Consider the following 24,517-nt stretch of genomic DNA (forward strand, 5'->3'; position numbering starts at 1 on the left):
CTGTGGGAATCGATGTGTGCACTTCACTTCAGACTGTTGTGTGCCACTGCTCGGCTTGCCCGACAGTGCCGGTTTGATATATGAGATTCAATACAATCACCGACATGCTACCTATTTCACGCTGGAGCACTTTCACCGTTGGACAAGCCAACGGTGCCACCCGAAACTATGATCCAATCAGTGCGGCTTAGTGGTTGAACAGGAACTCCCGACTGTTGCTGATGGCCCACATCACATCCTGATAGCCTTCTCGCTTATCCTTGGAACCTTTGACAATCTGGTCGCAATGCGCCAGTTCCTGTTTCGTGGGATACCTGCTGAAGGCCGCCAGATACATTTCGGTAAAGACGTCATGGTCGGGTGTTTTCGCTTTCAACAACTGTTCAATCCGACCATTCTTGGTCGCTAACTTCGTATTGATCAACTTCCCATTGGCAACCTGCAGCACTTGCGCCAGATTCGGCTGACTGGTGCGCTCACACTCACAGGTAATCACCCGCTTCGGCCGCCCCAGTGTATCCAGGAAGTAGGAAGTATAATTCGGGTCAGGCAGTTCAATCGCCCGCGTTCCTTCAGGTACACCACGAAAGCGTTCCTGAGAACCGGTCACATCGTCGATTGCATCCAACATCACCTCTGCTGGCAGGCGTTTTACATTAAAGTGCGTATAAAAACGAGTCTTCGCCACATTTTCCGGCAGTGGCTCGGATGACAACTGATAGGCCCGTGAATTCATAATCGCCCGCATCAGCGATTTCAAATTATACCCTGATTCCACAAAATGATCGGCCAGCGCTTCCAACAACTCCGGATTTGAAGCCGGGTTGGTTTCCCGCATGTCATCAATGGGCTCAATAAATCCGGAACCCATATAATAAGACCAAAAGCGGTTGACCATGTTTTTTGAAAACAGACGATTGTCAGGCGCCGTAATCCAGCGTGCCAAGGGACGCCGGAAATCGCGATAGGACGTCACATCAATCGGCTCACCCAATAAGGGGGTCGGCTCCATCGTTTTGCGAGTCCGCGGATGACGAATCGAACCGCTGCTTTTCACTTTGACAATCGTATCCGCTCCCAAAGCACCGAAATCGACACTCGCTTTATTGCCGACACGCGTGAAGAACGCAGCCAGACTGTAATAGTCTTTCTGGCTGTAAACCTCAAATGGATGATGGTGACACTTCGCACATTGCAAACGCACGCCTAAAAAGATCTGCGATGTCGCTTCAGCCAGATCTTCCGGCTTGGTCGCAATCTTGAAATAGTTGGCAGGACCATTCTCATAAATCGAACCTTGAGCTGTAATGATCTCGCTCACGAAATCATCCACCGGCTTGTTCTCACGCAACGACTGACGAATCCAGTTCGAAAACGCCCACATCCCGCCATCACCGACTTTATTCCGGTTAATTCGCAGCAGGTCGCCCCACTTCATCCCCCAATACGCACTCCAAGATTCCACATACACATCGCGCGCCGGATCGCCGGTCAGGCCCAATAGTTCGTCAACCAGCTGACTCCGTTTGTCGGGTGCTTTGGATGCCAGAAACGTTTTTACTTTTTCCGGCGTCGGTAAGGTGCCAATCGAATCCAGAAAAGCGCGGCGGATAAATACTTCGTCTGTACAAAGCGGAGAGGGCTCTATCCCGAGTGCATCAAATTGTTTTTTGATTTGTTCATCAATAAAGTTATTCGGCTTGAAATCAGCCAGATTGACCTTTGATTTGTAGGGAGAAACCACCGTCGAAATTTTTGCCTGCCCCATGTAACGCACCATGATGGCGGTCTGGCCGGGCCCTTGAATTTCGACTTTCCCCCGCGGCGAGACCGTCGCAATGATTTCTACCAGGCTATCATATTGAGCCCGCGCGGTCACATCCTGCTTGGAACCATCGCTGTACTCGGCAATCACACGAAGTTGCTGGATGTCTCCTTTTTTGTATCGCCGCGACATGGGAGACAGTTCCATGCCGACTACTTTGGGCTCCTTGTCGTCGATCTCTGTTACCGCTTCGGAAATCCAGGTCTGCATAATGCGATACTCATAAGAGTCTTTCGCAAACCGTCTTCCGCCACCGTGGGCAATCGCCATCGATGCTTTTTGAAGAAGCAGACTTTTCTCAGGCTGCAAAATGGAAATCCGGCGCTGCCGATCATCTCGGGCCATCTCGGGATAATCTTGCTCGGGAGCATAACCAAATAAAGACAGCTTAAAGCCCCCCTTACCAAACTGAGACGCATGACAGCCTCCCAGACTACAGCCCCCTTTATTCAGAACGGGCACCACATCTTTGACAAAGCTGGCATTCTTGCCATTGGGAGTCGCTTTAACCGTCACAGAAATCTCACGCTTCTTGCCCGCGTGTTCAACCTGAATTTTCCCTGCGCCAAAACCAATCGGACGCACCAGGCCTTCTGAGTTCACTTCCAGAATTTTGGGAGTCAGACTGGTGTAGCGTGCTTGATGTGTCTGGTCGCCGACAATCTTTCCATCCTGCATCACGGGCACCTGAATCTGGAAATAATCCAGTAAACCGGTCAGCGTTGTTTTTTCTGGCGAAACCGAAAACGCGGACTCAGCCGCCTCGCCCACGTTGAGCAGAAACGAACAGACTGCAAACGAAACTATAACCAGCATGCGGTTCAACAAGTGATTTCTCTTCAAGTGAGACTTCCAGTTCTTCATGAGATCAACTCTCTTTATGTTTGCAGTTTGCCATTAGAAAGCGACCCTGCATGGGAATGCTTCTAACGGAAAATGTATGACATCGCAAAGTCAGCGCCTTGCACAGGCGAGGTTGGCAGGTTGGGTGCAGTATCAGGTGGGAATTCAATGGCCTAACATAAAGGACCATTTATACTTAAATATACTAAAAAACGAAACAAAAGCAAAAAAAACCTCTGTTTTTTAGTAATATTTTTTAACGGGCAGGGTGGGAAGAGAACTTATCTCTTATACACTAATCGGATACAGAAAACGTCGACTCCTCTTATTTTACCGCTATATTTTGAACTGATCAAGGAATGATTTTTTGAATACTCATTTCCTTCTTGATAAATTCCCGCTTTGAAGCCGATTTTATATTTGCCTACCTTACATAAACGGTTACAATTATGTTAGTTATCTTTCCAAAATGTTAACATCAAAATAATTGTCCCTCCCAATATATTCCCGCCAAGTCACAGGGCCCTGCCACATTAAGGAGTTTCTGATGCTGAAGCTTTTCCCACAAAAGGTTTCCAACTGTGAGACCGGTAGCCGACGTCAATTTCTTTTAGAAGTTGGTGCGCTCAGCGCATTTGGAGTCACTCTCGATTCCATGCTGCGAGGTCAGGCTCATGCTTCCAACAGTGAATCCGGTGCGCTAGCCGACCCCAAAAATGATACCAACTGCATTCTGATCTGGACACGTGGTGGAACGAGCCATCACGACACTTTCGACCCCAAACCGAATGCCTCTGCTGACGTGCGTGGCGATTTTTCTGCTATCAGCACAGCATTACCCGGTTATCAGTTTTCTGATCAACTGCCGCTGTTTGCCAAACATGCCGATGAGTTCAGCATTATGCGGAACCTGAACCCGCAAAACGGTTCACACTCCACCGCAGATGCCTTCATGCTCTCCGGCCACAAATTCAATCCGTCGGTTACCTATCCCTGCTATGGTGCAGTGATTGCGAAGACCAAAGGGTTCAAAACCAATATTCCGCCCCACATTCAAATCGGCACCAACGTCGACCGCCGCTTTAATGGCGGACTGGGTGGCTATCTGGGATTGCAGTACAATCCCTTTGAAATTCCCGGCGACCCGAATGGTAAAAATTTCACCGTGCGTGATATCTCTCCACCATCAGGGATTACCGTTGATCGTCTGAAACGACGCCAGCAGGCACTCCAAGCCATCGATACACTGCAACGTCAGACCGATCAAAATCAAAATGCTTTTGAGGCATCCGACGCGCACTATCAAAACGCCTTTAGTATGATCACTTCTGCTGACACACAAAAGGCATTCGATCTGACTGATGAATCGGACAAAACCCGCGATAATTACGGACGTCACTACCTGGGACAAAGCTGTCTGCTGGCCCGCCGCCTGATTGAATCGGGCTCACGCTTTGTCACCGTCAGCAGTGGTGGCTGGGATACACACACCAATAACTTCAAATCGCTGAAAAAATCATTGCCCCCCTTCGACCGGGCTCTGACTTCGCTGGTACTCGATTTGAAACAACGGGGCATGCTGGATAACACACTCGTCGTCTGGCTGACCGACTTCGGACGGACTCCCGTGATCAACTCAGCCGCCGGCCGTGACCACTGGGCCACCGCATCGACCATGATGATGACCGGTGCCGGCACTCCCGCAGGACAGATCATCGGAGCCACCGATGACATCGGTTCGCGTCCGGTTGGAAAAGAATACTACCCCGCCGATGTTGCGGCTTCCATTTATACCAAACTGGGAGTCAACCTGGATCATTACTTCGTCTCTCCCGAAGATGGACGTCCTCTCATTATCAATGAAGGACAGCCCATCCCGGAATTGATGGGTTAAGTTCCACGAACGAACTCCTCACTCATTTAACAGTGATCGCCCCTCTGGACGTTACGTTCAAAGGGGTATCCCTGCTTTCAGGCACTCAATTTGATCTCATTCAGGACAAACCGATGCGCTGCATAGCTTATTCATTACTGACTCTGAGCCTGTTCTTCTCAACATCAACTCCGTCAAAAGCGGCCGATGAAAAGAAAACACCGCCACCGTCAAAAATCGGTTTTCGGCAACTGGTCACGTTTAAACCCGCCGCCGTTCAACAAGGGGATAAGCGAAAAATCCAGCTCCACAGCAGCTACACTCTGGATGGAACACATTCTATCTTCTTCGATCAGCCCGGCATCAAGATGACCTTTACGGAACCCAAGCCGAAAGCAGCGCCCCGCCGTGGCCGTGGTTCGGTGGGAACTCCGTTTGCCTTTGATATCGAAGTTCCCAAAGATCAGCCCACACGAATTTATGAATGCCGGGTCGCCACAGATCAGGCGGTCTCCAGCGTCTCCCACTTACTGGTCACTCCCTATCCCGTGATCGAAGAAGTCGAAAAGAAAGACAACAACAAATTCGATACCGCGCAGGTCGTCACGCTCCCTTCAACGGTCTGCGGAATCTGCGAAAAAACCGAAGACGTGGACTGCTTTAAGTTCACCGGTAAAAAAGGACAGGAAATCACGCTGCAAGTTTACGCACAACGCGTCACCGAAGCGATTCATACCATGCAGACTTCCACCGTCTATCTGATGGATTCCATTCTGACTCTGTATGGACCGCAGAAACAAATCCTCGCGCAGAACGACAACTTCGTCAAATCCGACTCACTGATCACGTTTACGCTGCCCGCCGATGGCGAATATGTGTTTGAAATCCGTGATGCCCGTTATGTCGGAACCGGAAAATATGCCTACTGCATCGAAGTCAGTGACACACCGTTTGTGTATCACACGATGCCCTTGGCTGTTCAGAAGGGCAAAACCACCGAAGTCACACTGCAGGGACACGCGTTGAAAGGACAGCAGAAAACCACGTTCTCCGCTGCCGACGCCAAAGAAACCGGCTGGGCGCAACGAACCTTTAAGACACCAGCCGGCCAGACTAACGCCGTCTGGACTTTGATCAGCGATGATCCTCAGGTAACAGCCCCCGGCACGAACATCTCAACCAAAACGGCCTTCCCGCTCACGCTGCCCGGCGGCGTCAGCGCCCAGCTGAGCGAGCCCGAACAGACTCACTACTACTCGATCAAAGCCAAAAAAGGTCAATACTACTTCTTTAAATTGATGTCCAACCGCATCGAACTTCCGCTCGACTGTGTCATGCAAGTCTACGATACCAAAGGCAAAGCACAACGGATCTACGTCAACGGTGGCGCCAATTCAGAAGCCGACGACGGCCTGCAGACTAAAGATTCGGAATTCTATTTTAAAGCGCCTGCCGACGCCGAATACTTCGTTACCGTTCGCGACTTACACGATCGTGGGGGCGAACGGTTTACCTACCATCTGTCCGCAGAGCTCAGCGGTCCGGAATTCGAAATCCACGGCGAATACTACTACTCACAAATTGCACCGGGAACCAACATGCTTTGGTTCGCCAAAGTGAAACGACTGAATGGCTTCGATGGCCCGATTGAAATGAACATTGAAGGCCTCCCCAAAGGGGTCACTTTAGAACCGGTCACACTCCCACCCGGCGTGAACGATTGCGGCTTGATTTTAAAAGCCGCCAAAGATGCGCCGATCAACGCGTCACTCGTAAAAATTACCGGGAAAGCAAAAGTCCCCGGCCCCGATGGCAAAGAACGCGAAATCGTCCGTGAAGGCCGTATCACCTGTGAAGTTCAATCACGTGGCGGCGGACAGGCACGCTGGCCGATTCACACATCTATCGTGGGCGTCACCAAACCACTCGACCTGCTGGAAGTCATAGCCACTCCCAGTGAAATCGTCTTGAAGCCCGGGGAGTCGGCTGAGATCAAAGTCAAAATCAAACGCAGCGAAGTCTATAAAGACCCGGTTACACTCGCGACTTCCTTTATGTACTTCAAATCGAAATTTGGCGAACAGCTTCCTCCGGGAGTCACGCTCTCCAAGAAGAGCAAAACCCGTCTGGCCGGCGATACGCTGGAAGGAACACTGGTCATCGAAGCATCGGAAAAAGCGAAGCCCATCAAACGCTTTCCCTTCGTCGCGATGGCCCGCGTCGGAATCACATTCTCGATTACAACCAACTATGCATCGAACGTCATTTATCTGACGATTACTGATTCTGAAGGAAAAGACAAACTGGCTAAAAAATAGGGATCGACTTCTGCCCCTCTCCCCCCTATTCTGGAAGTATCCGGTTCACTTCTGCGCAGAAAGTCTGATATGATGTGGAGAGATTTGAAATTAAGGCCCGTGCTGTCCTTCATACAGCGTGCGCTGATTGTTTCCCTCCTCTGCATCTGGTTCGGTTCCGCTAATCATCAACGGCTGCATGCGCAACAACCCGCAAAATCGGACTCCACCGCAAAACCAGACCAGCGGCTGTACGAATTCACCTTTGTCGATGCACAACAGCAGACGCAGACCATCCAGGCAGCACAAGTCCTCGAAGCCCAGGATGGGGGCGTGGTGATATTGACCCGCGATGGACGCTTATTGACGGCGACACCGAAACAACTCAAACAAAAACGAGAACTCGATCAACGTTTTACGCCGTTCACGCACTCCGAACTTGAACAGCAATTGAAGGCGGAGTTTGGTCCTGATTTCACAATTACCCACACCAAACACTTCACCATCTGTAGTCAGGCCGGAAAACGCTATTCGAAGTGGTGTAGTTATCTGTTCGAGCGATTGTACAACGTGCTCCACAATTACTGGGACAGCAAAGAACAGCCGCTACATGATCCTGAAGTTCCCTTAATCGCCGTCATCTTTAAAGATCGCGCCAACTTTGAACAATACGCCAGCCAGCTATTGGGTGCAGGCACATCCGCCACGCACGGCTTTTTTTCCATCCAATCGAACCGGATGGTACTTTACGATTTAACTGCCGCCCCCAACGAACGCCCCGCGTTCACCGACGCTGACATTCTGAAAAAACTACGGAAGTCGCCGTTCAACATGGCGACCATCATTCATGAATGCACGCACCAGATTGCCTTTAATATCGGCCTGCATACCCGCTTCGCCGACAATCCGCTCTGGCTCACCGAAGGCATGGCCACCTATTTTGAAACGCCCGACCTGCGAAGTAAAACCGGTTGGCGCACCGTCGGCAAACCGAATCCCTGGCGACTCACCCAGTTTCAGAACTACGCCCGCTCCCGCAGAACCGCTGATTCCCTGCAGACGCTCATTACCTCTGATGAACGATTTCAAAATGCGGAAACCGTACTCGACACTTACGCAGAAGCCTGGGCGTTTTCCTACTTCCTGATTAAAACAAAACGTAAGCAGTACGAAGAATATCTGCATTTGATCGCCGCCCGTAAGCCGCTCATCTGGTCGACGCCCGAAGAACGCCTCAAAGACTTTCAATCCGTGTTCGGCAATGATCTCGCCCGCCTCGATCAGCAATTTCTCAAATACATGCGACAAATCAGCCGCTAATCGCGGTTTTTCTCTTTGCACCATTCCCGTTTCCCAGTATCGTTGCGCATACGCGGCTTGAATGAAGCGGCGTCTTTTGGGCACATTTTCTTCGGGAAATTCAAACCGATTCGTGCGTCACCGCACTCATCATAAAAGGGCACTCTCCATGTCGACTTCCCTGAAACCCTCGGATGAACAAGCCAAGGTGATCACAGGCTGCTTAATGTTACTCGCGATCATTGCACTTGCGTTTGTGTTTTACATCACGAAAGCGGTCCTGATCCCGTTCGTCATTGCTATTTTCATCGTCACCATTTTCACGCCGTTAGTCGATTTACTCGTCTTGAAATGGAAAATGCCGCACATCATCGCCATTTCTGCCACGCTGCTACTGGTACTCTCCATCGGCTTTCTCATCTGCCTGACCTTGATCTACTCAACCCAACAGGTCATCGCCAAAGCGGAAACCCAATATAGTGAGAAACTGGGAATTTTCATCAAGTCAACCTTCGCCGCCGTCAAAGAAGCCGATGACCCGCAACAGAAATCCGCGACAGAACTATTGGAATTGACCGCACCTGACTCTGCCACTCCCCCGACAACTCCCCCCACTGATTCTCAACCTGTGGAAGCAAAAAAACCAGAAACAGGCTGGTTTGAAAAAATGGGAATCAACTTGAATGCCCTGCAGAATCAAATCACGGACTACATGAAAAACGCCTTGCGAGTCATCGCCATCGGCACCATGCAGACTGCGCTCAACTTCACGACGACCTCTTTTTTCGTCGCGATCTTTGTGATCTTTCTGCTCGCAGGACGCAATCCTGAAGCGGTCGTCCAGAATGTAATCTATCGGGAAATCGAACAGAAAATTCGCAGCTACATTTCCACCAAACTGATTCTCTCACTAATTACCAGTATTCTGGTGGGAGTTACGCTCTCCCTGTTCGGCCTGGAACTCGCGCTCGTCTTTGCGATTCTTACTTTCCTGTTGAACTTCATTCCCTCGATCGGCTCCATCATCGCCACGCTGCTCCCGATTCCCGTCGCCTTTGCGCAATTCTCTGACAGTCCCTGGACCATCGCCGCTGTCATCCTGATTCCAGGCGGCATTCAGATGATCATCGGAAACGCCATCGAACCCAAAATCATGGGCGAAGGTCTGCAACTGCACCCCGTCACCGTGCTGCTGGCACTCTCCTTCTGGACACTGCTCTGGGGACCGATTGGCGCGATTCTCGCCGTCCCGATCACCGCCGCGATCCGCATTGTGCTCATGCGATTCGAATCAGGACAAACCGCCGGCAACCTGCTGGCAGGAATTCTGCCCGGCGAATCGACATCAGTGGCATAACCAAGAGAAATCCAAAAGTAGGGGCGGTGCCCATGTGTCCGCCCGCCTGGTGATGTGCAATCTCAATTCAGACTTCGAATGGAACCGGAGAAAAGCTCCCAACGGCACCACGCAAGCCATGTCAACTCCGCGGGTAGACACATGGGTCTACCCCTACACGACCTTAAGTAACTTTGAAAATACGTGGTTACTCCAGGATTAAATTATTCGTCGCTGCCGTACCGGGATCAATTTCCACAGACCCTGACACCAAATTATCGGTCACCTGATTCTGTTGTCCGCCAGTCACGCGAATGGCAAAGTCACCAACGGCTTCAGTAATCAGACAGTCGGAAATGCGGGACTGTCTGACATTCTTTAGCAAGATGCCGCCGTGCTCGCACTCGCGAATTGAGCAATTCGTGATATTCATCCGCTCGCAATTCTCAATAACCAAACCGGCGGCGACTCCCTGTGTTGACTTGATATTCAACGCATTCAGGGTGCAATCACTACAGTCTTTGAAGACGTTCGCGTTTTTTGTTTTGGCTCGATAGTCCGGGTTGCGATCCAGGAGATTTGCCCCCAGAACGATGTAAGAAGAATCTTCAACCAGCAAACTATGTTCGTACGCCTGCCACAATGTATTGCCGGTAATGGTGATGCCGCGAGCGTGCTTCAGGTGAATATTGACGGCGACATCACTCATCGAATTATCGGCGATTGCAAAGTTACCCACCTTCCGCGGGTCCTGGGGACCATTGCCGATAAACCGCACGTTGGCGGAATCGGGAGCGTTGTTGGTATGCTGAATCGTACAACCGAAGATCGCCCCTTCGCGCAGTGAGCCTTTCGAGATATCGAACAGAATATTCGCGGTCGGCTGCGTGTCCTCGCCCATGTTACCTTCAATGTCACAGTTGCCGATCTGAATGTTGCGGATCTCACTTTCGCGGACGACGATGCCCCCCTGCTTGTTGTAGCTGATGTGGGAATCGGAAATGTTGATCTGATGCAGGTTCAACTTATCCAGATAAATGCCGACCCCTTCATTCTGATACAGATGACAGTCGTCAATCGCCACATTCCGGTTGCGTTCAAAGAGATGAATCCCATGCAGGGCGTTGCGCACGACCAGTCGCGTGATTGTGAGCTGCATCGTTTTGGTGGCGGTGATCCCAATGGCTTCGGGATGCTTGCCGACGATTTCGATGCCGTCCACCATCGGCGTCCGCTCTTTTTCCCAGACGACCGGCTGAACAGTTTTCGGGCTGGCAGTTCCATTGTGTGTGCCAATAAAATGAAACGCCGGTCCCGCCCCTTCCATGAGGATCGTTGCGGTTCCATCTCCTGAAATAGATGTCGGCCCTACTTTGGTGAGATCAATCACGATCGGTTTCGTGAACCGATAGCGGCCCCGCGGAAACCGCAATGAACCAACAGACGCATCCACCATCTTTTGAATCGCAGCCGTGTCATCTGTTTTTCCATCGCCCCGCGCACCATAATCCAGAACTGTCTTACAGCCCGCCGACTGACCGCCGCCCTGCGTCTGTTCCTGGCTTAACACGCGATGAGAATCAGCAGGAGAAAGCAGATAAAGACCGACCATGGCCAGTGTGACAAAACAAAACGTGGAGAGGATTTTGGATTTCATGGAAATCACTTTCAATACAGAAGGTTTTCAGGCAGGAACTCAAAGACACCATTAGCAGGCTCAATAATTAACGAACCTTATAAAACAGTCTCTTGAGTCTAAGCAACTCGCAATGAGGGATCAACCGCTGCGTATGAGAAATTAGCAAGAGCCGCTCGCCGAGCTTCAACGCAACCAGCCATTTAGCTGACTACTGATGATACACGGGGCGTGGCTCATCGCCGGCGATGATTTTCAAATAGCTCTGATAGCGCTGCCGAGAAATGAATTCATTGTCCACCGCACGCTTCACGCCACAGTCTGCTTCATGTGTGTGCGAACAATCGGGGAAGCGACACTGCGGGACACACGCATGGAATTCACGGAAGTAACCTTCGACCTCTTCCGAAGCCACATCCCATAACTCTAATTGGCGAATGCCCGGCGTATCGACTACCCAGCCCCCGCTGGAAATTTCCAGTAATACCGCCGAGCGCGTCGTATGCCGCCCCTTGCGAGTCTCCTGGCTGATCTCGGCCGTCTCCAACAACAACCGGCTGTCGATCTGATTCAACAACGATGACTTGCCCACGCCACTTTGACCGGAAAAAACCGACTGCTTTCCTTTGAGCAAGGATCGCAGTCGACCAATGCCCGTACCATCAAGGACACTCGTTAAAACAATGTCGTACCCCATCTGAGCATACACGCCAATCAACGGTTGAAACTCGATCGGGTCCACCAGATCGATTTTGTTGATACAGATAATGGAATGAATATTCCCTTTTTCCGAACTGATCAGGAACCGATCAATGAGTGAAGGCTTGAGTGGCGGATCGGCGGCGGAAACGACAATCACGGCCTGGTCAATATTACTTACCAGAATATGTTCGCGACGATTGCTGCCCCGTGAAAGATAAGAGTGCCGCGGCTCCACGCGTTCGATGACGGCCTGATTTTCGTCCCCTTCCGGCCTGACCAAAACATGATCGCCGGCAACGACGGCGTTACGGTCATCGCGGGCCATCGTGCGAACCAGCCGCCGCACTGTGCAATCAAGTCGACGCCCATCTTCCACCTGTACTACCGAATTCAATCCCTGCGATCGAATCACGCGTCCCTTAATACAGACGCTTTCGTCGATGTCGATGACAATCGACGTCCCATCTTTGGTCTCCTGCTCCACACCCATCACAGTGCGGTGTCGCGTCAGATCACCTTTGCCCGTCAAACGCTCAGAAGCGTCCATGTACTGCGAATCGATCTGCTCATCCACCCGATGACTGGAGAGCTTATTGTTCCGGACCTTTCGCTGGCGATTTTTCTTAAACGCAACCCGGATCTTTTTTCCTTTTTTCTTAGCCACTACAGTTCCGGTTCCATCACCGTCAAATTGAAATTCATGATGAACTATCCTCGTCGTCCAGATCAATCAGAAATTTCAAACCCAATTCTTCATCGGTCATTGCCGATTCATCTTTGGGCAGCACAATCTCTTTCGGCTTCTGAGCGGGAGGTGCCATCGGACGTTCCGGACGTTTCTCCGGTCGCGTGAGACCCGCTTTCTCCATCAGACTCATCTCAAATGGATTTTCTTCTTCCGGCGGCGGTTCATCGGATTGAGGAGTATAATTGATTTCAAATTCGTGCTTGGCAACCGAAAGCCTGTCTCCGGGAAGCAACCACTTCATTTCACACCGATCGCCGTTGACCTTGATTCCGTTGCGGCTGTTCATATCTCGCACACGCCAGTATCCCTTCAGGAACTCCAGCTGGCAATGATGCGAAGAGACATTGGGAAATTGCAATGTAATATCGCACCGACTGCGGCGGCCGATCAGTAAAACCTCAGAAAGCAACGGGATCGGGTCGCCACCTCCACAAGGGTTTAATTCACCTAACATTCTAAATTCCTGATATCTCTATTGTGTGATCTTGACCGAAATCGCTTCGATTGCCCGCACATGATTAATCTATACTGCTGGCCAGACATTATAAACCCTCTATATATAAAGAAAAGTCAGATTTTGGGGATAGTTCAATCAATCCTCTTCCCCTATACTGGACTGTTCAATAGCGGGAGTCGGCTAAGTGGTCGCTGCGAATTCTCCGGAATTCGTGGAGGAAAGTCCGGGCTCCACAGGGCACGGTGGTGGGTAACTCCCACCGTCCGCAAGGATAGGGAAAGTGCAACAGAAAGCAAACCGCCTGTCTGGTTCGCCAGACAGGTAAGGGTGAAACGGTGCGGTAAGAGCGCACCAGCAGGCCGGGTGACCGGCTTGGCTAGGTAAACCCCACCGGGTGCAAGACCAAGCAGAGAGCAGTCCTGGTTCGCCAGGGCACGGATCGGCCCGATCCGGTATGACTCTCGGGTCGGTCGCGCGAGGCAGCAGGCAACTGCTGTCCCAGATAAATGGCCACTCTCGACATAACCCGGCTTATCGGCTTACTCCCGCTTATTGATTTTTTCTCGCCCCCCGAATAAATCTTTTTGACAACACTCGTCGAGGCCATTCATTGTCAATTTGATTGTAAATTGTTCCGTTTTATTGCACTTTTGACAACACTCCAGATTATCTTAGCGACACACAAAAACTCATATCTCCTTTATATATATCGACTTACAGACAATCGTCAATTTTATGGCACGGCACGTGCTTTAATACTCTTTCATCAACGACAAGTAAGCCACTTTTAAACAACAAACACATTAAGGGAGATAATGATGAAAAACTTCACACTCGCAATCGCAGCTTTGGCAGCCGTTACCCTGGTCAGCAACACTTCATTTGCTGCCACCCCATTCTGCGGCACCAGTGACTATTATAACTCACGATCTAATTCACGTTACAATGACCACACTGCCAGCAACTATAACCGGAAGTATAGTAATTCGGTTTACAACAGCCGAAACTACCTGAATAACAACCATCGGACCACACGACCTTACAACCAAGCCACGCGACCTTACAACTCGCTGACAAATAAACTCAACAGTCTCTACAGTAACTCCTGGTCGAAACCACTGTTTACCGACTACACTTACCGAGCTCGAACGAGCCATAACACGTACCCGTCTAACTCAAATCGGTACGACAATGGCCGCTATGATCGACATGATCACGACCGTTACAACCACAATAACAACTGGCGTTACAATCGCTAAGACGTCATAAAAAGGTAAACCAGCTAGCAATGCCCCTGGTCGAGTCCCACTCGACCAGGGGTTATTTTTTGAACCGCGCATGAAAAAAGGACTCAGAGCAGATTTGCTCTGAGTCCTTTGATTTTAAAATGCCCAAGAGAGGATTCGAACCTCCACATCCATTACAGATACTAGAACCTGAATCTAGCGCGTCTGCCAATTCCGCCACTTGGGCCTGTTTTCTCCATCCCATTTGACATCAGCAACTTACGTCAACCAAAACCAAATGTACGTGACACAGAATCCTGAATATTTGCTGGCAAATCTCAGAGGTGCCGCGGGGGAAGCAGGTATACTAAATAGTTTTCGCACTTTTTACCAGTCACAGATCCTTGAAATTTTAGCCCAGCTGATTTGAGAAATATTGCTTCAAACAGGTTCCTACTCTGTTCTTACAAAATCTGATTCCACACGCGGCGGAAAGAGTTCGACTCAACGTCGTTGCCAGACCAGATCCCGCACAATCAACCGTTGATTAGTGGTCCCGTCCCATTCGACTTTCAATCCAGCTTTCTGCAGTTCTTCACGAACTATATTTCCAATTTCTTTCCCTTTTGATTGACCAGTGGGCCCGAAGGCCAGATACAATCCATATCCACCCACAACACGCTCTAGATCCTGGCTGTGATAGAAGCAATATCCCACAACCGATGCTGGATCAGGGTGTTCTTCAAGCTCATAGAGAGAATCTTCAAAACCGTCACTCTGTGTATTGCCTGCGTTCTGCAACGCGATAATGCCCCGTTTATTTAAAGCGGCGAAGACAGAATCAAGCCGATCACAGTCGGTGACGGCAGGCCAGGTTTTCTTTTTCTCTTCCAGTGTCGCAAATTGAGAATCAATGGCCTTTGAGACTAACGCTTCATCAATGTCTTCCCGTTCATAGAAGATCTCTTCACAAATAATGCGCATCAAATCGGACTTATCATAAAAGCCCGCGCGGACATGCCAGTCGATTTCTCTGAGCAGTTCCGCGTCCAGTTGTTTGCCCATGTCCACGGAACTTTTTTCTTTTAATTCCGGAGTTTTAAAGAGGCGTCTTTTTTCCGGCTCTAGTTTCACAGGAGGTTTTTCTTCTGACACACCGCAACCAGGAAGTAGAGCTAACATTATCAGCATCTTATGAAGTGTTTTCATATATCACGTTCGACCTTGATTTTCAGAGCACCGAATTCGCCTAAGATACTTACAGTTCAATCTCGTTTCTTCGAAAACAGATACCGCAGAAAGGAACCAATGCCGGCGAAGCGGTAGCCGGGATCGACATATTTTTCGATCACATAAAACATAAAATAATAGAGCCGGGCCGAGGACCAGACGACTAACAACAGCAGAACCGTGATCTGCCAGGAGCGCGTCTCAAAAACAATCAGCCCCAGCGCAAACAGCAGGATGACCAGAAATAGAAACCCTTTGAGGTAAATCAATCGTTTACTTTTGAGATCAGCCATCGTATTTTGACGCTGGAATTCTTGTACCATATTAGAGAATCAGCCAGGAGAGATCGCCAAGCGGATTTCATACTTGTTCGATAGTAAGCGCTTAAGAGCATTTTAAAATAAGAGTGACATACTTTCTCGACTCTCTTATACTAACTGTTAGTTCCTCTCATTCCATCGTCAATTTAGAAAATTCATATGCTTCCAACGCACCGTGTTTTGGTCATTTCGCTCCTGTGCACACTGGGGTGTAGTTCTCATTCCCAACCAACGGAAACGGAGCAGGACCATGCTGAAACAGCGGCTGTTCCGGCTGTTTCACAGAAAAGCCCTTCCGAGTCGTATGAGGAGATCCTGTACGAACTGGGGGCCTTTCCGGTCAGCAAACTGACAAAACCCTATTGGAACAACGGACACCCAGGCCAGGTTTACTCCAAAGGAACTCGGGAAGACGTGCATGGCTGGCTGCCACCGGAGAGAGTTCGCAAGGGAGGTCATCTGACCGCGTCGGAAAAAAAGCGTTATGGAATTCCGAAAGCGGCGCTCCCTTATCAACGCTATCTTTCCTTGATTGATATTGGAACGTACCAGAATACCAAAGATCCGCTACTGCACAGCATCATTCAATTTGTTTTTGACGAGTTACATGAACGAAAAGTGAAGAGCCCCACTCCGGGTGCGATTCTGAGTGTTTACCAACCCAGCAAGGAATGGGATCATAAATTTCTGTGGCAACTTAAAAGCGAAGCATTGTCCGGCCCCGACGTGGCTCGTCTTTATCAACGCTATCGGGTTCCTCTGCTGCTACGTTGTCTGTCGCTGGCTGAGAAGGAACAGGAGAATCACATCCGGTTTCTGGAGCAGATCTCATCAGACAAAGGGCTGCACGGCGGCCACCGTTTCGAGGCTTACAAGCGGCTCTATGCGTGGGACCAGGAACAGTATCGCAGTGGCTACAAAGCGTTTCTGATTAAACAGACCGAGCAGACGCCTGACGTGTTAGACCGTTGCTTCATGAACGAGGCCCTGCTGAAGCTGGGGGACGAAGACTGTTTTGCCGTGGTACGGCGCAGCCTGGTCACGGATCCGATTTATGATGTGCGCACATCGATCCTCAGGGATTTGAAAGAACTAGATCTACAGCACCTGTTTCTGGATCCGATTCAGGTGCTGGCCGAGGAGAAGGCCAAAGAGTGCCGTCGTGTCTGGCATTATGGAAACGGTCCGGGCATGGATGTGGGAGAGACCGAAATGTATCACATCCTGAAAGGACTACTGTTTGTGTCGAATAAGCGGGATCTCTCTGAAGAGACAGTGCAGAAAATTCAGCACGCCCGCGCGACCCTGGAGGCGAAAAAACAGGAGCGGCGGGATGCGTCGGGGCTCAGGGGATTGGGCAGGTAGGGGACTGAGAGATTGGCATGGATCACATTGTTTTCGTGGTGGTCCTGATTAAGTCAGATCTGGTTTGAGCCTCGCCCGGCGGTGCTGTTTCGGGTTGTTTTTTTCACGTGCGAATGTTTTTTGTGTTCCATTTGTATGGCTATAACTGGTTGCATCTCGCCAGGCGGGTCGACACATGGGACGACCCCTACATTTTAATAACTGGGTCAGCGTGAATTGATCTGCACGGCCGGACGAGCCGGGCCGTGGCACACGGTGAGTGCTTCCACAGCTTCCATCAAAGCGCCATCAACGATCAAAGGCTAAAAGGCGGGCAGGCACACAGGCACCGCCCCTTGTATCACTGGTTTTCCCTGATCACTGTTGGCAAGCCAACAGTGCCACCCAACGCGGGTAACGACTTTTATTCAAGATAGAATTTCGCCAGTCTTTTTTGCTCCATTGTTGCTTGAATGAGGTTCGGTTTTCCGCATTGCGGTTTTCTTTTTTTACACGGATGCCCCCGGTTTGCTTTTCTGTGATTCGGCCTTTTCTCGACGGCGAGTACGGACTGCGAAAGCAGGTCGGTTAATGGCGCCCATTGTTGAGCATGGCAGGCAATTCTCGTTACGGCCTGGTAAAACACACGGATGACTTTGATCGGACTGAGTTTTTTGAGATGCGTTCCTTGCTTGTGCAGCACATCTTTTCCGGCAAATAACGCAACCCCAACGACGTCGACCAGACAACCTACCTGTCCGCCAATCTGATCTGGAGCCCGCTGGAACGCGTCAAGGTGGGAGTCGAATATCTCTATGGCACACGCGAGAACGTCAACGGTGCCATGGGAGACGCGCATCGACTTCAAGCCTCATTCATCTTCGATCTGCCGTGATGCTCTGACCGCGCTGGTTTACTTAACCTCCCGAATACCACGGGTTAGCGTCGTTGCCACACGAAATTCTGCACCTTCAGCCGCTCGTTAAAGGTTCCATCCCATTCGACCTTCAAGCCGGCTTTCTGCAGTTCTTCCCGAACCATATTTCCTACCTCAAGCCCCTTTGCCTCTTCTTCTTTCGGATCGACGGGCCCGAAAGCCAGATAGAGCAGACCATCACTCACCACCAGCTCTAGATCCTGTTTGTGATAGAAACAATATCCCACGACAGATGCTGAATCAGGGTGTTCTTCATAGTCATAGCGGAAATCTTCATACCCGTCACTCTGTGTATTTCCTGCGTTTTGCAGCGCAATAATGCCCCGTTTGTTCAAAGCGGCAAAGACAGAATCGAGACGATCACAGTCGGTGACGGCGGGCCAGGTTTTCTTTTTTTCTTCCAGTGCCGCCAGTTGGGAATCGATGGTCGCCGAGACTAATGCTTCATCGATGTCTTCCTGTGCATAGATCTCTTCACAAATAATGCGCATCAGATCAGACTTGTCGTAAAACCCCGCGCGGACATGCCAGTCGATTTCTCTGAGCAGTTCCGCGTCTAGCTTCCTGGTCATCTTAGCAGAACCCTTTTCTTTTAATTCCGGAAGCTTAAAAAGACGTTTTTGTTCCGGCTCTGGTTTCACAGGGGGTTTTTCTTCCGACACACCGCAACCAGGGAGTAGAGCTAACATTATCAGCATCTTATGAAGTGTTTTCATATAACACGTTCGACCTTGATTCTCAGAGCACCGAATTCGCCAAAGATACTTACAGTTCAATCTTGTTTCTTCGAAAACAGATATTGCAGAAAGGAACCAATGCTGGCGAAGCGGTAGCCGGGATCGACATATTTTTCGATTACATAAAACATAAAATAATAGAGCCGGGCCGAGGACCAGACGACTAACAACAGCAGAACCGTGATCTGCCAGGAGCGCGTCTCAAAAACAATCAGCCCCAGCGCAAACAGCAGGATGACCAGAAATAGAAACCCTTTGAGGTAAATCAATCGTTTACTTTTGAGATCAGCCATCGTATTTTGACGCTGGAATTCTTGTACCATATTAGAGAATCAGCCAGGAGAGATCGCCAAGCGGATTTCATACTTGTTCGATAATAAGAGCTTAAGAGCATTTTTAAAAAAGAGTGACATACTTTGTCGACTCTCTTATACTAACTGTTAGTTCCTCTCATTCCATCGTCAATTTGGAAAATTCATATGCTGCTAACGCATCGTGTTTTGATCATTTTGCTCCTGTGCACACTGGGATGTAGTTCTCAATCCCAGCCAACGGGAACGGAGCGGGAACGTGCCGAAAAAACTGCTGCTCCGGCTGCTTCTCAGAAAATCCCTTCCGAGTCGTATAAGGAAATCCTTTATGAACTCGGGGCTTATCCGGTCAGCAAACTGAGCAAACCATACAATAACGACGGTCACCCAGGCCAGGTTTACTCGATGGGGCAACGCAAAGACGTGCATGGCTGGCTCTCCTCTTCCTGGGTCGATAATAACCGTTACCGGACCAAATCAAAATATAAACGTTATGGCACCCCCAAAGCCCTCCTCAGCTATGAACGCTATGTCTCTTTTCTTGATGTGGAAACCTATCAACGGACCAAAGATCCGCTGCTGTTTGCGATCATTCAGTTTACGCTGGAAGATTTTCGGAACGAAAAGCTCGAAATCAAAAATCCCGAGGACTTCCTCAAGGTCTATCACGCCAAAATGGGGCTGGACAGTCTCGTCCTGCGGACACTTAAAGGCCGAGGGTTAACCAGCCGGATGGTTGCCGACCTGTATCAACAATACCAGGATCCGCTGCTATTCCATTATCTGACACCACCAGAGGCGGGGCAGGGCAATTACAAAGCGTTTCTGGAGCACCTTCTGGCTGATCAAAAGATCGATGCCGCGCAGCGCTTTGTTGTTTTCACACAACTATATCAGGCAGATAAGCCCACGCATCTGGCGGGCTATAAAAATTTTATCTTCGAGAATCTTGATCAACTCCCCGATCGATTTGATCGTTGCCAAATGTATGCAGCGCTTGTCGGCATCGGAGATCATGAATCTGTTGAGGCAGTCAATCATGCACTATTGAACGATCCCATTGCACAAGTAAGGCAGTTTCTCCTGCGTGAACTTAAGCGACAAAATCAATTCGTCGAATATATAGACACTATTCATCTCCTATCGTTGGGAAAAGCTGAGAAGTGCAGGCTTGAGCCCTACCCCAATATGCGGAGGCATCAGCCGGACGAGAATATCCTGGCTGAATCTTTGGAGACCTATCTCAACTGGGCCAAGAAGAATCAAACCTTAAGCCCACAGACAAAACGGAAAATCCTGGCGTCGTTACAGGTGATTTCGAATAATTTCACGAATTCATTCGAACCACGTTCATTCGGCTCAGTACAAGGTCCGTTTGAAGCAAACAAACCAGCACAAGACAAATAAGCCATTCCGCTGCTATCCGTTATGAAGCTTTCTCCCTTTCTAAAATTCCAGGCAAACAACCCGAGGTTCTCTGCCTGGAATCTGATTGATAGACTCCGCTCACCTACCAAGTGTTTGGGCCACCTTGAGAGAGAAAAGAGAGAACAAACGAAAACCCCTTTTCAGAACAGCGATTTGAAGTCAAGATTAACAATCTTATTTATACTACTCAGGAAAAATGACCGCTGTTCCGAATAGGGGCTGCCTTACATAATCTGCGTTGATCTAGAAAACAAACAGGAGAAGTATCCGACGATTGTTTTTTTCTATTCTCAACTGACAGGTGCCTGGACGATTCCTGTGCCTGTATCTTCTGCTTCAGCTCCCGGTACCAAAACAGATCGATTTCCACTACCTATTAACCTTGAGGCCAGAGCCTCATTGTTTACGCGTCCGGATTCATCTAACTGCTTCTGAGCCCAAAGGGCGGCAACTCCAGCAACATGGGGAGTTGCCATGCTTGTTCCGCTCAAAGATCTGAGCCCCCCTCCCAAGAACGCAGAAACGACATTCACTCCCGGGGCAGAGATATTCACTTGATTATTCGAAAACGGTGCAATACCAAAACCATTCGGCGTTTCTTCCAGCGCTCCAACTGCAATGACACCGGTTCCAGCAGCAGGTGGAGCCACTCCTATTTCATAGTTAGGACGATCGCTTTCATTACCGGACGCTGCAATGATTACAGAGCCTTGCAGAAAACTACCTTGAGCCCGCACAAAATCAGCCAATTCAGTAAATAGATTCACATTCGCCCGATACTGCTCCAGGGCAATTGAAGTTGCGGGCTCTATGGCCAATCCTCTTTCTTCAATCAGAAATTTTACAAACCCTGCAAAATCGATCCCCAATGACATGGAAATCACATGCGCACCCTCATTCACTGCCCATTGAATCGCTTTGGCAATAATTGCAGAAGATCCACCACCTTGACCGAGCACTTTACCAATTAAAGCTTTTCGTACATTCCGCGCAATACCGATCCTGATATTGTTGACATCTTGTCCAAAAATCGTGCCGGCACAATGCGTACCATGTCCGACCAAGTCATTGTCGGTCTCGGATGTGAAATTCTTACGTACCAGGCTGACACCTTGAAACGCTGGATGAGTCGGATCAATTCCGGTATCAAGAACGGCGACGGTTATCCCTGCCCCAGAGAAAGGTGATTGATCTGCATTAACAGCTTTGATCCCCCACGTAATATTTGAACTCATTGGCTCAGCACTGTCTCCAAATGCGACAGGTTCTATCAGCTTCATGGGCATCGACTCTGCCACAGCCATCGTTGTTGGATCTCGTCTCAAATCAGCCCGTTCCGCCTGGGTTAATTCTGCCTCTTCAACTTCAAGATTTCGTGGAGCTGCTCCAAGAATACTAGCACCTAAGTGACTGACCCCCAAGTTATCAAACGATGGTACGAAAGGAGTTTCAGTACGCAATACGATGTACTTTTTTAAAACCATTATCCTGTCCTCTAACAAATCACAAGAAAAATTTCTAACAATATACGATGTGCCGAAGAGCAGGACAGAGAATGAAATACTTAACCCGAATTCTTCCAGGCTAGTCAAGATTGCTTGAAGCGGTCGTCGCTTAACAATGGAAGCACTTATTGAAATCAATTGCTTTAAACGACTCTCTCAATCTAGTATTCGCTAGCGTGCTTAACGAATCCTTTGTGATTTTTTCCAGCACCGTTTTGCAGATTCATTCCCGAATCCCTGCCACTATAAGAAATACCGCAAAGCAGTCTCCACACTGATCAAGTCGATTCATAGTTTCTAATCAAATTGGAAACTTCGAATTTTGCTCTGTAGGATATTTCATCGATGGGACGCGTGTTAGTTTTTAGAGGCACTGCGATATCACCATAAGAAATATTAAGAGAATTTTTTGTTGTCACTTAAACGGACAATGATCATCGGCAAGGTAATCTCGGTCGTTCTCTTATTTTGATCACTCTCAGCGAAAGCAGGCCAGACTGTTGTCAGGGGTGCAGTCTTAACAGATCCCCCACGTCAAGACTGCTCGAAGATCGCTTCGCGCAATCTCCAAATCAATCACGCAATTAAGTCGATGACTGACCGTTACAATCCGGGGTTCTCTGCCTGGATTTTGATTGATATACTCCGCTCACCTACCAAGTGTTTTTTTGGCCACTTTGAGCGTGAAAAGAGAATTCGAATGCCTAATCGTGCCTGCTGTTATCAATTGCTGGTTTTGTGTTGTGTCAGTTATCACTTGGAGACGGTTTCTGCGGAAGAAACAAAACAGAAGTCTGCTGTCGACCAGAAAACAAACACTATGGCATCCCCAAAGCACCACTCAGCTATGAGCGGTATGTCGAACTCATCGATGTAGAGACTTACCGGAAGACGAACGATCTACTGCTGGCTGCCATCATTGAATTTACGTTGGACGAATTTCATTGGCGAAAAATCAAAATCAAAAACCCTGAGAACATTCTACAGATCTATCATGCCAAAATGGGGCTGGATCATGACGTTCTTCGGCTACTCAAACAGTGTGGATTAACTGGTCCGGAAATTGCCAGTTTGTATCGGCAAAACCAGGTTCCGCTGTTGCTGCGTTGTCTGACACCACCTGAGTCAGGTCAAGACGATTACATTGCGTTTCTAGAGAACATCTCGTCAGACAAACTGCTCGATGCCGGCTATCGCTTTGAAGCTTACTCACTGTTATATCAGTTGGACAAACAAAAGTATCTCGCTGGCTATAAGGCGTTTCTGATCAAGAATGTTAACCAGGTTTCCTCGTGGAGCGATCGTTGCCGCATGAACCCGGCACTATTGGAGATTGGAGATCAGGAGTGCCTTCAAATCGTGAAGCAAAACCTGCTGAATGCCCCCCTTTTTGAAGTACGAACATCGATCCTTGATTCCCTGAAAGAACAAGGCATTGTTGCCGAATTTCTGGATACGATTCAACTGCTTGCCGAGGGAAAAGGGAAAGCGTTTCGCCACGGTCTTCATTTTGGTAACGGTCCGGGAATGAATGAGGGAGATTCTGAATATAAGCAGGTCCTGAGACGACATCTGAGCTGGGCCCGACAACAGGATAACCTGACAAAAGCGGCGCAAGAAAAAATCCAAAGCTCCCTGTATTCATTGCGTATCGGGAAACCCGCGCCGAAAATTAGACCGAAAAATAGTGAGGACTCTTCCGCAGGCAAAGGGTCACCTCAAGAGACCTGATCCATTTCCATTCCACGATTTCTGATCATGACTCGAAAGAGACCTCCTACTCGCTGCGCTCGGACCGGTCTTATTTTAATGTTCGCTCCTCCTGTCAACTTCATTGATTCATATCGCGTGGTTCAAAGACCTGAGCGGTACGGCACAAGCCGCCGTTTTCAAAAAACACACTGTTTCTCATTACCAGTGGATAGCGCCATTCCGCTCACTTGATGTGTGATTTTCGTGGTAGAAATAACTAGTGAGCGCTGCTGCTTGAATTGCGATTCGAACTTCAGTTCAGACTCACCGTGTGTCACCGCTCGGCTTGTCCGACGGTGTCGGTTCGATACCAGGCTAACCTGTCGAACGTGTTTTGAGGTAGGGGCGGATCCATGTGTCCGCCCGCTGGGTTCGGGTTGGTTTTTTTAATGTGCGAATGATTTTTCAGGTTCCCTTTGCAGGGCAATATCTGGTTGTATCTCTCCAGGCGGGTCGACACATGGGTCGACCCCTACATTTTAATAGCTGGGTAAACGTGAATTGCTTTGCACGGCCGGACAAGCCGAGCCGTGGCACACGGTGAGTGAGATATGATATTACTGTATCACCATCCGGCATCCATGACTCTCGGTGGGGTTTCGTGTGATAAAACTATACGTGTTCTCTGACAATTTCCTGCGCGCTGCGCTCGGATGTGCATCCGGGCCTACCCACTGATTTTACCTAAGTGATCTGGGTGAAATCATTGGT

At 49.4% G+C, this 24,517-nt stretch carries 18 protein-coding genes, 1 tRNA gene and 1 other RNA gene; 9 read left to right on the plus strand and 11 right to left on the minus strand.

Going from position 1 to position 24,517, the window contains the following annotated elements; genetic code table 11:
* Positions 1-187 precede the first annotated feature (187 nt).
* Positions 188-2,689 carry a DUF1549 domain-containing protein gene (locus AAC022_RS22110; RefSeq protein ID WP_339734540.1) on the minus strand — a complete coding sequence of 834 codons (2,502 nt, stop codon included), beginning with the start codon at positions 2,687-2,689 and terminating at the stop codon, positions 188-190.
* Positions 2,690-3,215: 526 nt separating this feature from the next.
* Here AAC022_RS22110 and AAC022_RS22115 point away from each other — a divergent pair.
* The 4 genes from AAC022_RS22115 (at position 3,216) to AAC022_RS22130 (ending at position 9,494) form a co-directional block, all read left to right on the plus strand.
* On the plus strand, positions 3,216-4,562 hold the full coding sequence (locus AAC022_RS22115; RefSeq protein ID WP_339734542.1) for a DUF1501 domain-containing protein: 1,347 nt from the start codon (positions 3,216-3,218) through the stop codon (positions 4,560-4,562).
* A gap of 113 nt (positions 4,563-4,675) precedes the next feature.
* On the plus strand, positions 4,676-6,859 hold the full coding sequence (locus AAC022_RS22120; protein ID WP_339734544.1) for a PPC domain-containing protein: 2,184 nt from the start codon (positions 4,676-4,678) through the stop codon (positions 6,857-6,859).
* 69 nt (positions 6,860-6,928) lie between these two features.
* Complete coding sequence (locus AAC022_RS22125) at positions 6,929-8,158, plus strand: DUF1570 domain-containing protein (RefSeq protein WP_339734546.1); 1,230 nt, start codon at positions 6,929-6,931, stop codon at positions 8,156-8,158.
* A 148-nt stretch (positions 8,159-8,306) separates the two neighbouring features.
* A complete protein-coding gene (locus AAC022_RS22130) occupies positions 8,307-9,494 on the plus strand; it encodes an AI-2E family transporter (RefSeq protein WP_339734548.1) in 1,188 nt (395 codons plus the stop codon).
* A gap of 187 nt (positions 9,495-9,681) precedes the next feature.
* Here the strand turns inward: AAC022_RS22130 and AAC022_RS22135 are convergent, their stop codons facing one another.
* From AAC022_RS22135 to AAC022_RS22145, 3 genes are all read right to left on the minus strand, one after another.
* On the minus strand, positions 9,682-11,130 hold the full coding sequence (locus tag AAC022_RS22135; RefSeq protein WP_339734550.1) for a right-handed parallel beta-helix repeat-containing protein: 1,449 nt from the start codon (positions 11,128-11,130) through the stop codon (positions 9,682-9,684).
* Between the two features lie 190 nt (positions 11,131-11,320).
* A complete protein-coding gene (rsgA, locus tag AAC022_RS22140) occupies positions 11,321-12,475 on the minus strand; it encodes a ribosome small subunit-dependent GTPase A (RefSeq protein ID WP_339734552.1) in 1,155 nt (384 codons plus the stop codon).
* 34 nt (positions 12,476-12,509) lie between these two features.
* Positions 12,510-13,013 carry an FHA domain-containing protein gene (locus AAC022_RS22145; protein ID WP_339734554.1) on the minus strand — a complete coding sequence of 168 codons (504 nt, stop codon included), beginning with the start codon at positions 13,011-13,013 and terminating at the stop codon, positions 12,510-12,512.
* 175 nt (positions 13,014-13,188) lie between these two features.
* On the opposite strand from AAC022_RS22145, the gene rnpB reads away from it, so the two are divergent.
* Together rnpB and AAC022_RS22155 are read left to right on the plus strand one after the other, a co-directional pair.
* Positions 13,189-13,566: RNase P RNA component class A (rnpB, locus tag AAC022_RS22150), an RNA gene on the plus strand.
* 265 nt (positions 13,567-13,831) lie between these two features.
* Positions 13,832-14,275: a hypothetical protein gene (locus AAC022_RS22155; RefSeq protein ID WP_339734556.1), complete on the plus strand. Its 444-nt coding sequence runs from the start codon at positions 13,832-13,834 to the stop codon at positions 14,273-14,275.
* Positions 14,276-14,404: 129 nt separating this feature from the next.
* On the opposite strand, the gene AAC022_RS22160 is transcribed toward AAC022_RS22155, so the two are convergent.
* From AAC022_RS22160 to AAC022_RS22170, 3 genes are all read right to left on the minus strand, one after another.
* Positions 14,405-14,489: transfer RNA gene (locus AAC022_RS22160), tRNA-Leu, on the minus strand.
* 257 nt (positions 14,490-14,746) lie between these two features.
* On the minus strand, positions 14,747-15,424 hold the full coding sequence (locus AAC022_RS22165; RefSeq protein ID WP_339734558.1) for a hypothetical protein: 678 nt from the start codon (positions 15,422-15,424) through the stop codon (positions 14,747-14,749).
* Between the two features lie 83 nt (positions 15,425-15,507).
* A complete protein-coding gene (locus AAC022_RS22170) occupies positions 15,508-15,795 on the minus strand; it encodes a hypothetical protein (protein WP_339734560.1) in 288 nt (95 codons plus the stop codon).
* Between the two features lie 156 nt (positions 15,796-15,951).
* Between AAC022_RS22170 and AAC022_RS22175 the strand changes: the two genes are divergently transcribed.
* Positions 15,952-17,157, plus strand: a complete 1,206-nt coding sequence (locus AAC022_RS22175) for a hypothetical protein (RefSeq protein WP_339734562.1) — start codon at positions 15,952-15,954, stop codon at positions 17,155-17,157.
* A gap of 403 nt (positions 17,158-17,560) precedes the next feature.
* Here AAC022_RS22175 and AAC022_RS22180 read toward each other — a convergent pair whose 3' ends face one another.
* The 3 genes from AAC022_RS22180 to AAC022_RS22190 form a co-directional block, all read right to left on the minus strand.
* On the minus strand, positions 17,561-17,995 hold the full coding sequence (locus AAC022_RS22180; protein WP_339734563.1) for a hypothetical protein: 435 nt from the start codon (positions 17,993-17,995) through the stop codon (positions 17,561-17,563).
* 80 nt (positions 17,996-18,075) lie between these two features.
* On the minus strand, positions 18,076-18,762 hold the full coding sequence (locus tag AAC022_RS22185) for a hypothetical protein (protein WP_339734565.1): 687 nt from the start codon (positions 18,760-18,762) through the stop codon (positions 18,076-18,078).
* Positions 18,763-18,845: 83 nt separating this feature from the next.
* Positions 18,846-19,133 (minus strand): hypothetical protein, encoded by a 288-nt coding sequence (locus tag AAC022_RS22190; RefSeq protein WP_339734567.1) that lies wholly within the window; start codon positions 19,131-19,133, stop codon positions 18,846-18,848.
* Positions 19,134-19,289: 156 nt separating this feature from the next.
* Between AAC022_RS22190 and AAC022_RS22195 the strand changes: the two genes are divergently transcribed.
* Entirely contained in the window at positions 19,290-20,528 is a 1,239-nt protein-coding gene (locus AAC022_RS22195) for a hypothetical protein (protein ID WP_339734569.1), read from the plus strand.
* 311 nt (positions 20,529-20,839) lie between these two features.
* Here the strand turns inward: AAC022_RS22195 and AAC022_RS22200 are convergent, their stop codons facing one another.
* Positions 20,840-22,141, minus strand: coding sequence for a S8 family serine peptidase (locus AAC022_RS22200; RefSeq protein WP_339734571.1), 1,302 nt, complete (start codon positions 22,139-22,141; stop codon positions 20,840-20,842).
* A gap of 654 nt (positions 22,142-22,795) precedes the next feature.
* On the opposite strand from AAC022_RS22200, the gene AAC022_RS22205 reads away from it, so the two are divergent.
* Positions 22,796-23,785: a hypothetical protein gene (locus tag AAC022_RS22205; protein WP_339734573.1), complete on the plus strand. Its 990-nt coding sequence runs from the start codon at positions 22,796-22,798 to the stop codon at positions 23,783-23,785.
* The last annotated feature ends 732 nt before the right edge of the window (positions 23,786-24,517 follow it).

It is taken from the genome of uncultured Gimesia sp., from assembly GCF_963976445.1.
Taxonomy (GTDB): Bacteria; Planctomycetota; Planctomycetia; order Planctomycetales; family Planctomycetaceae; genus Gimesia.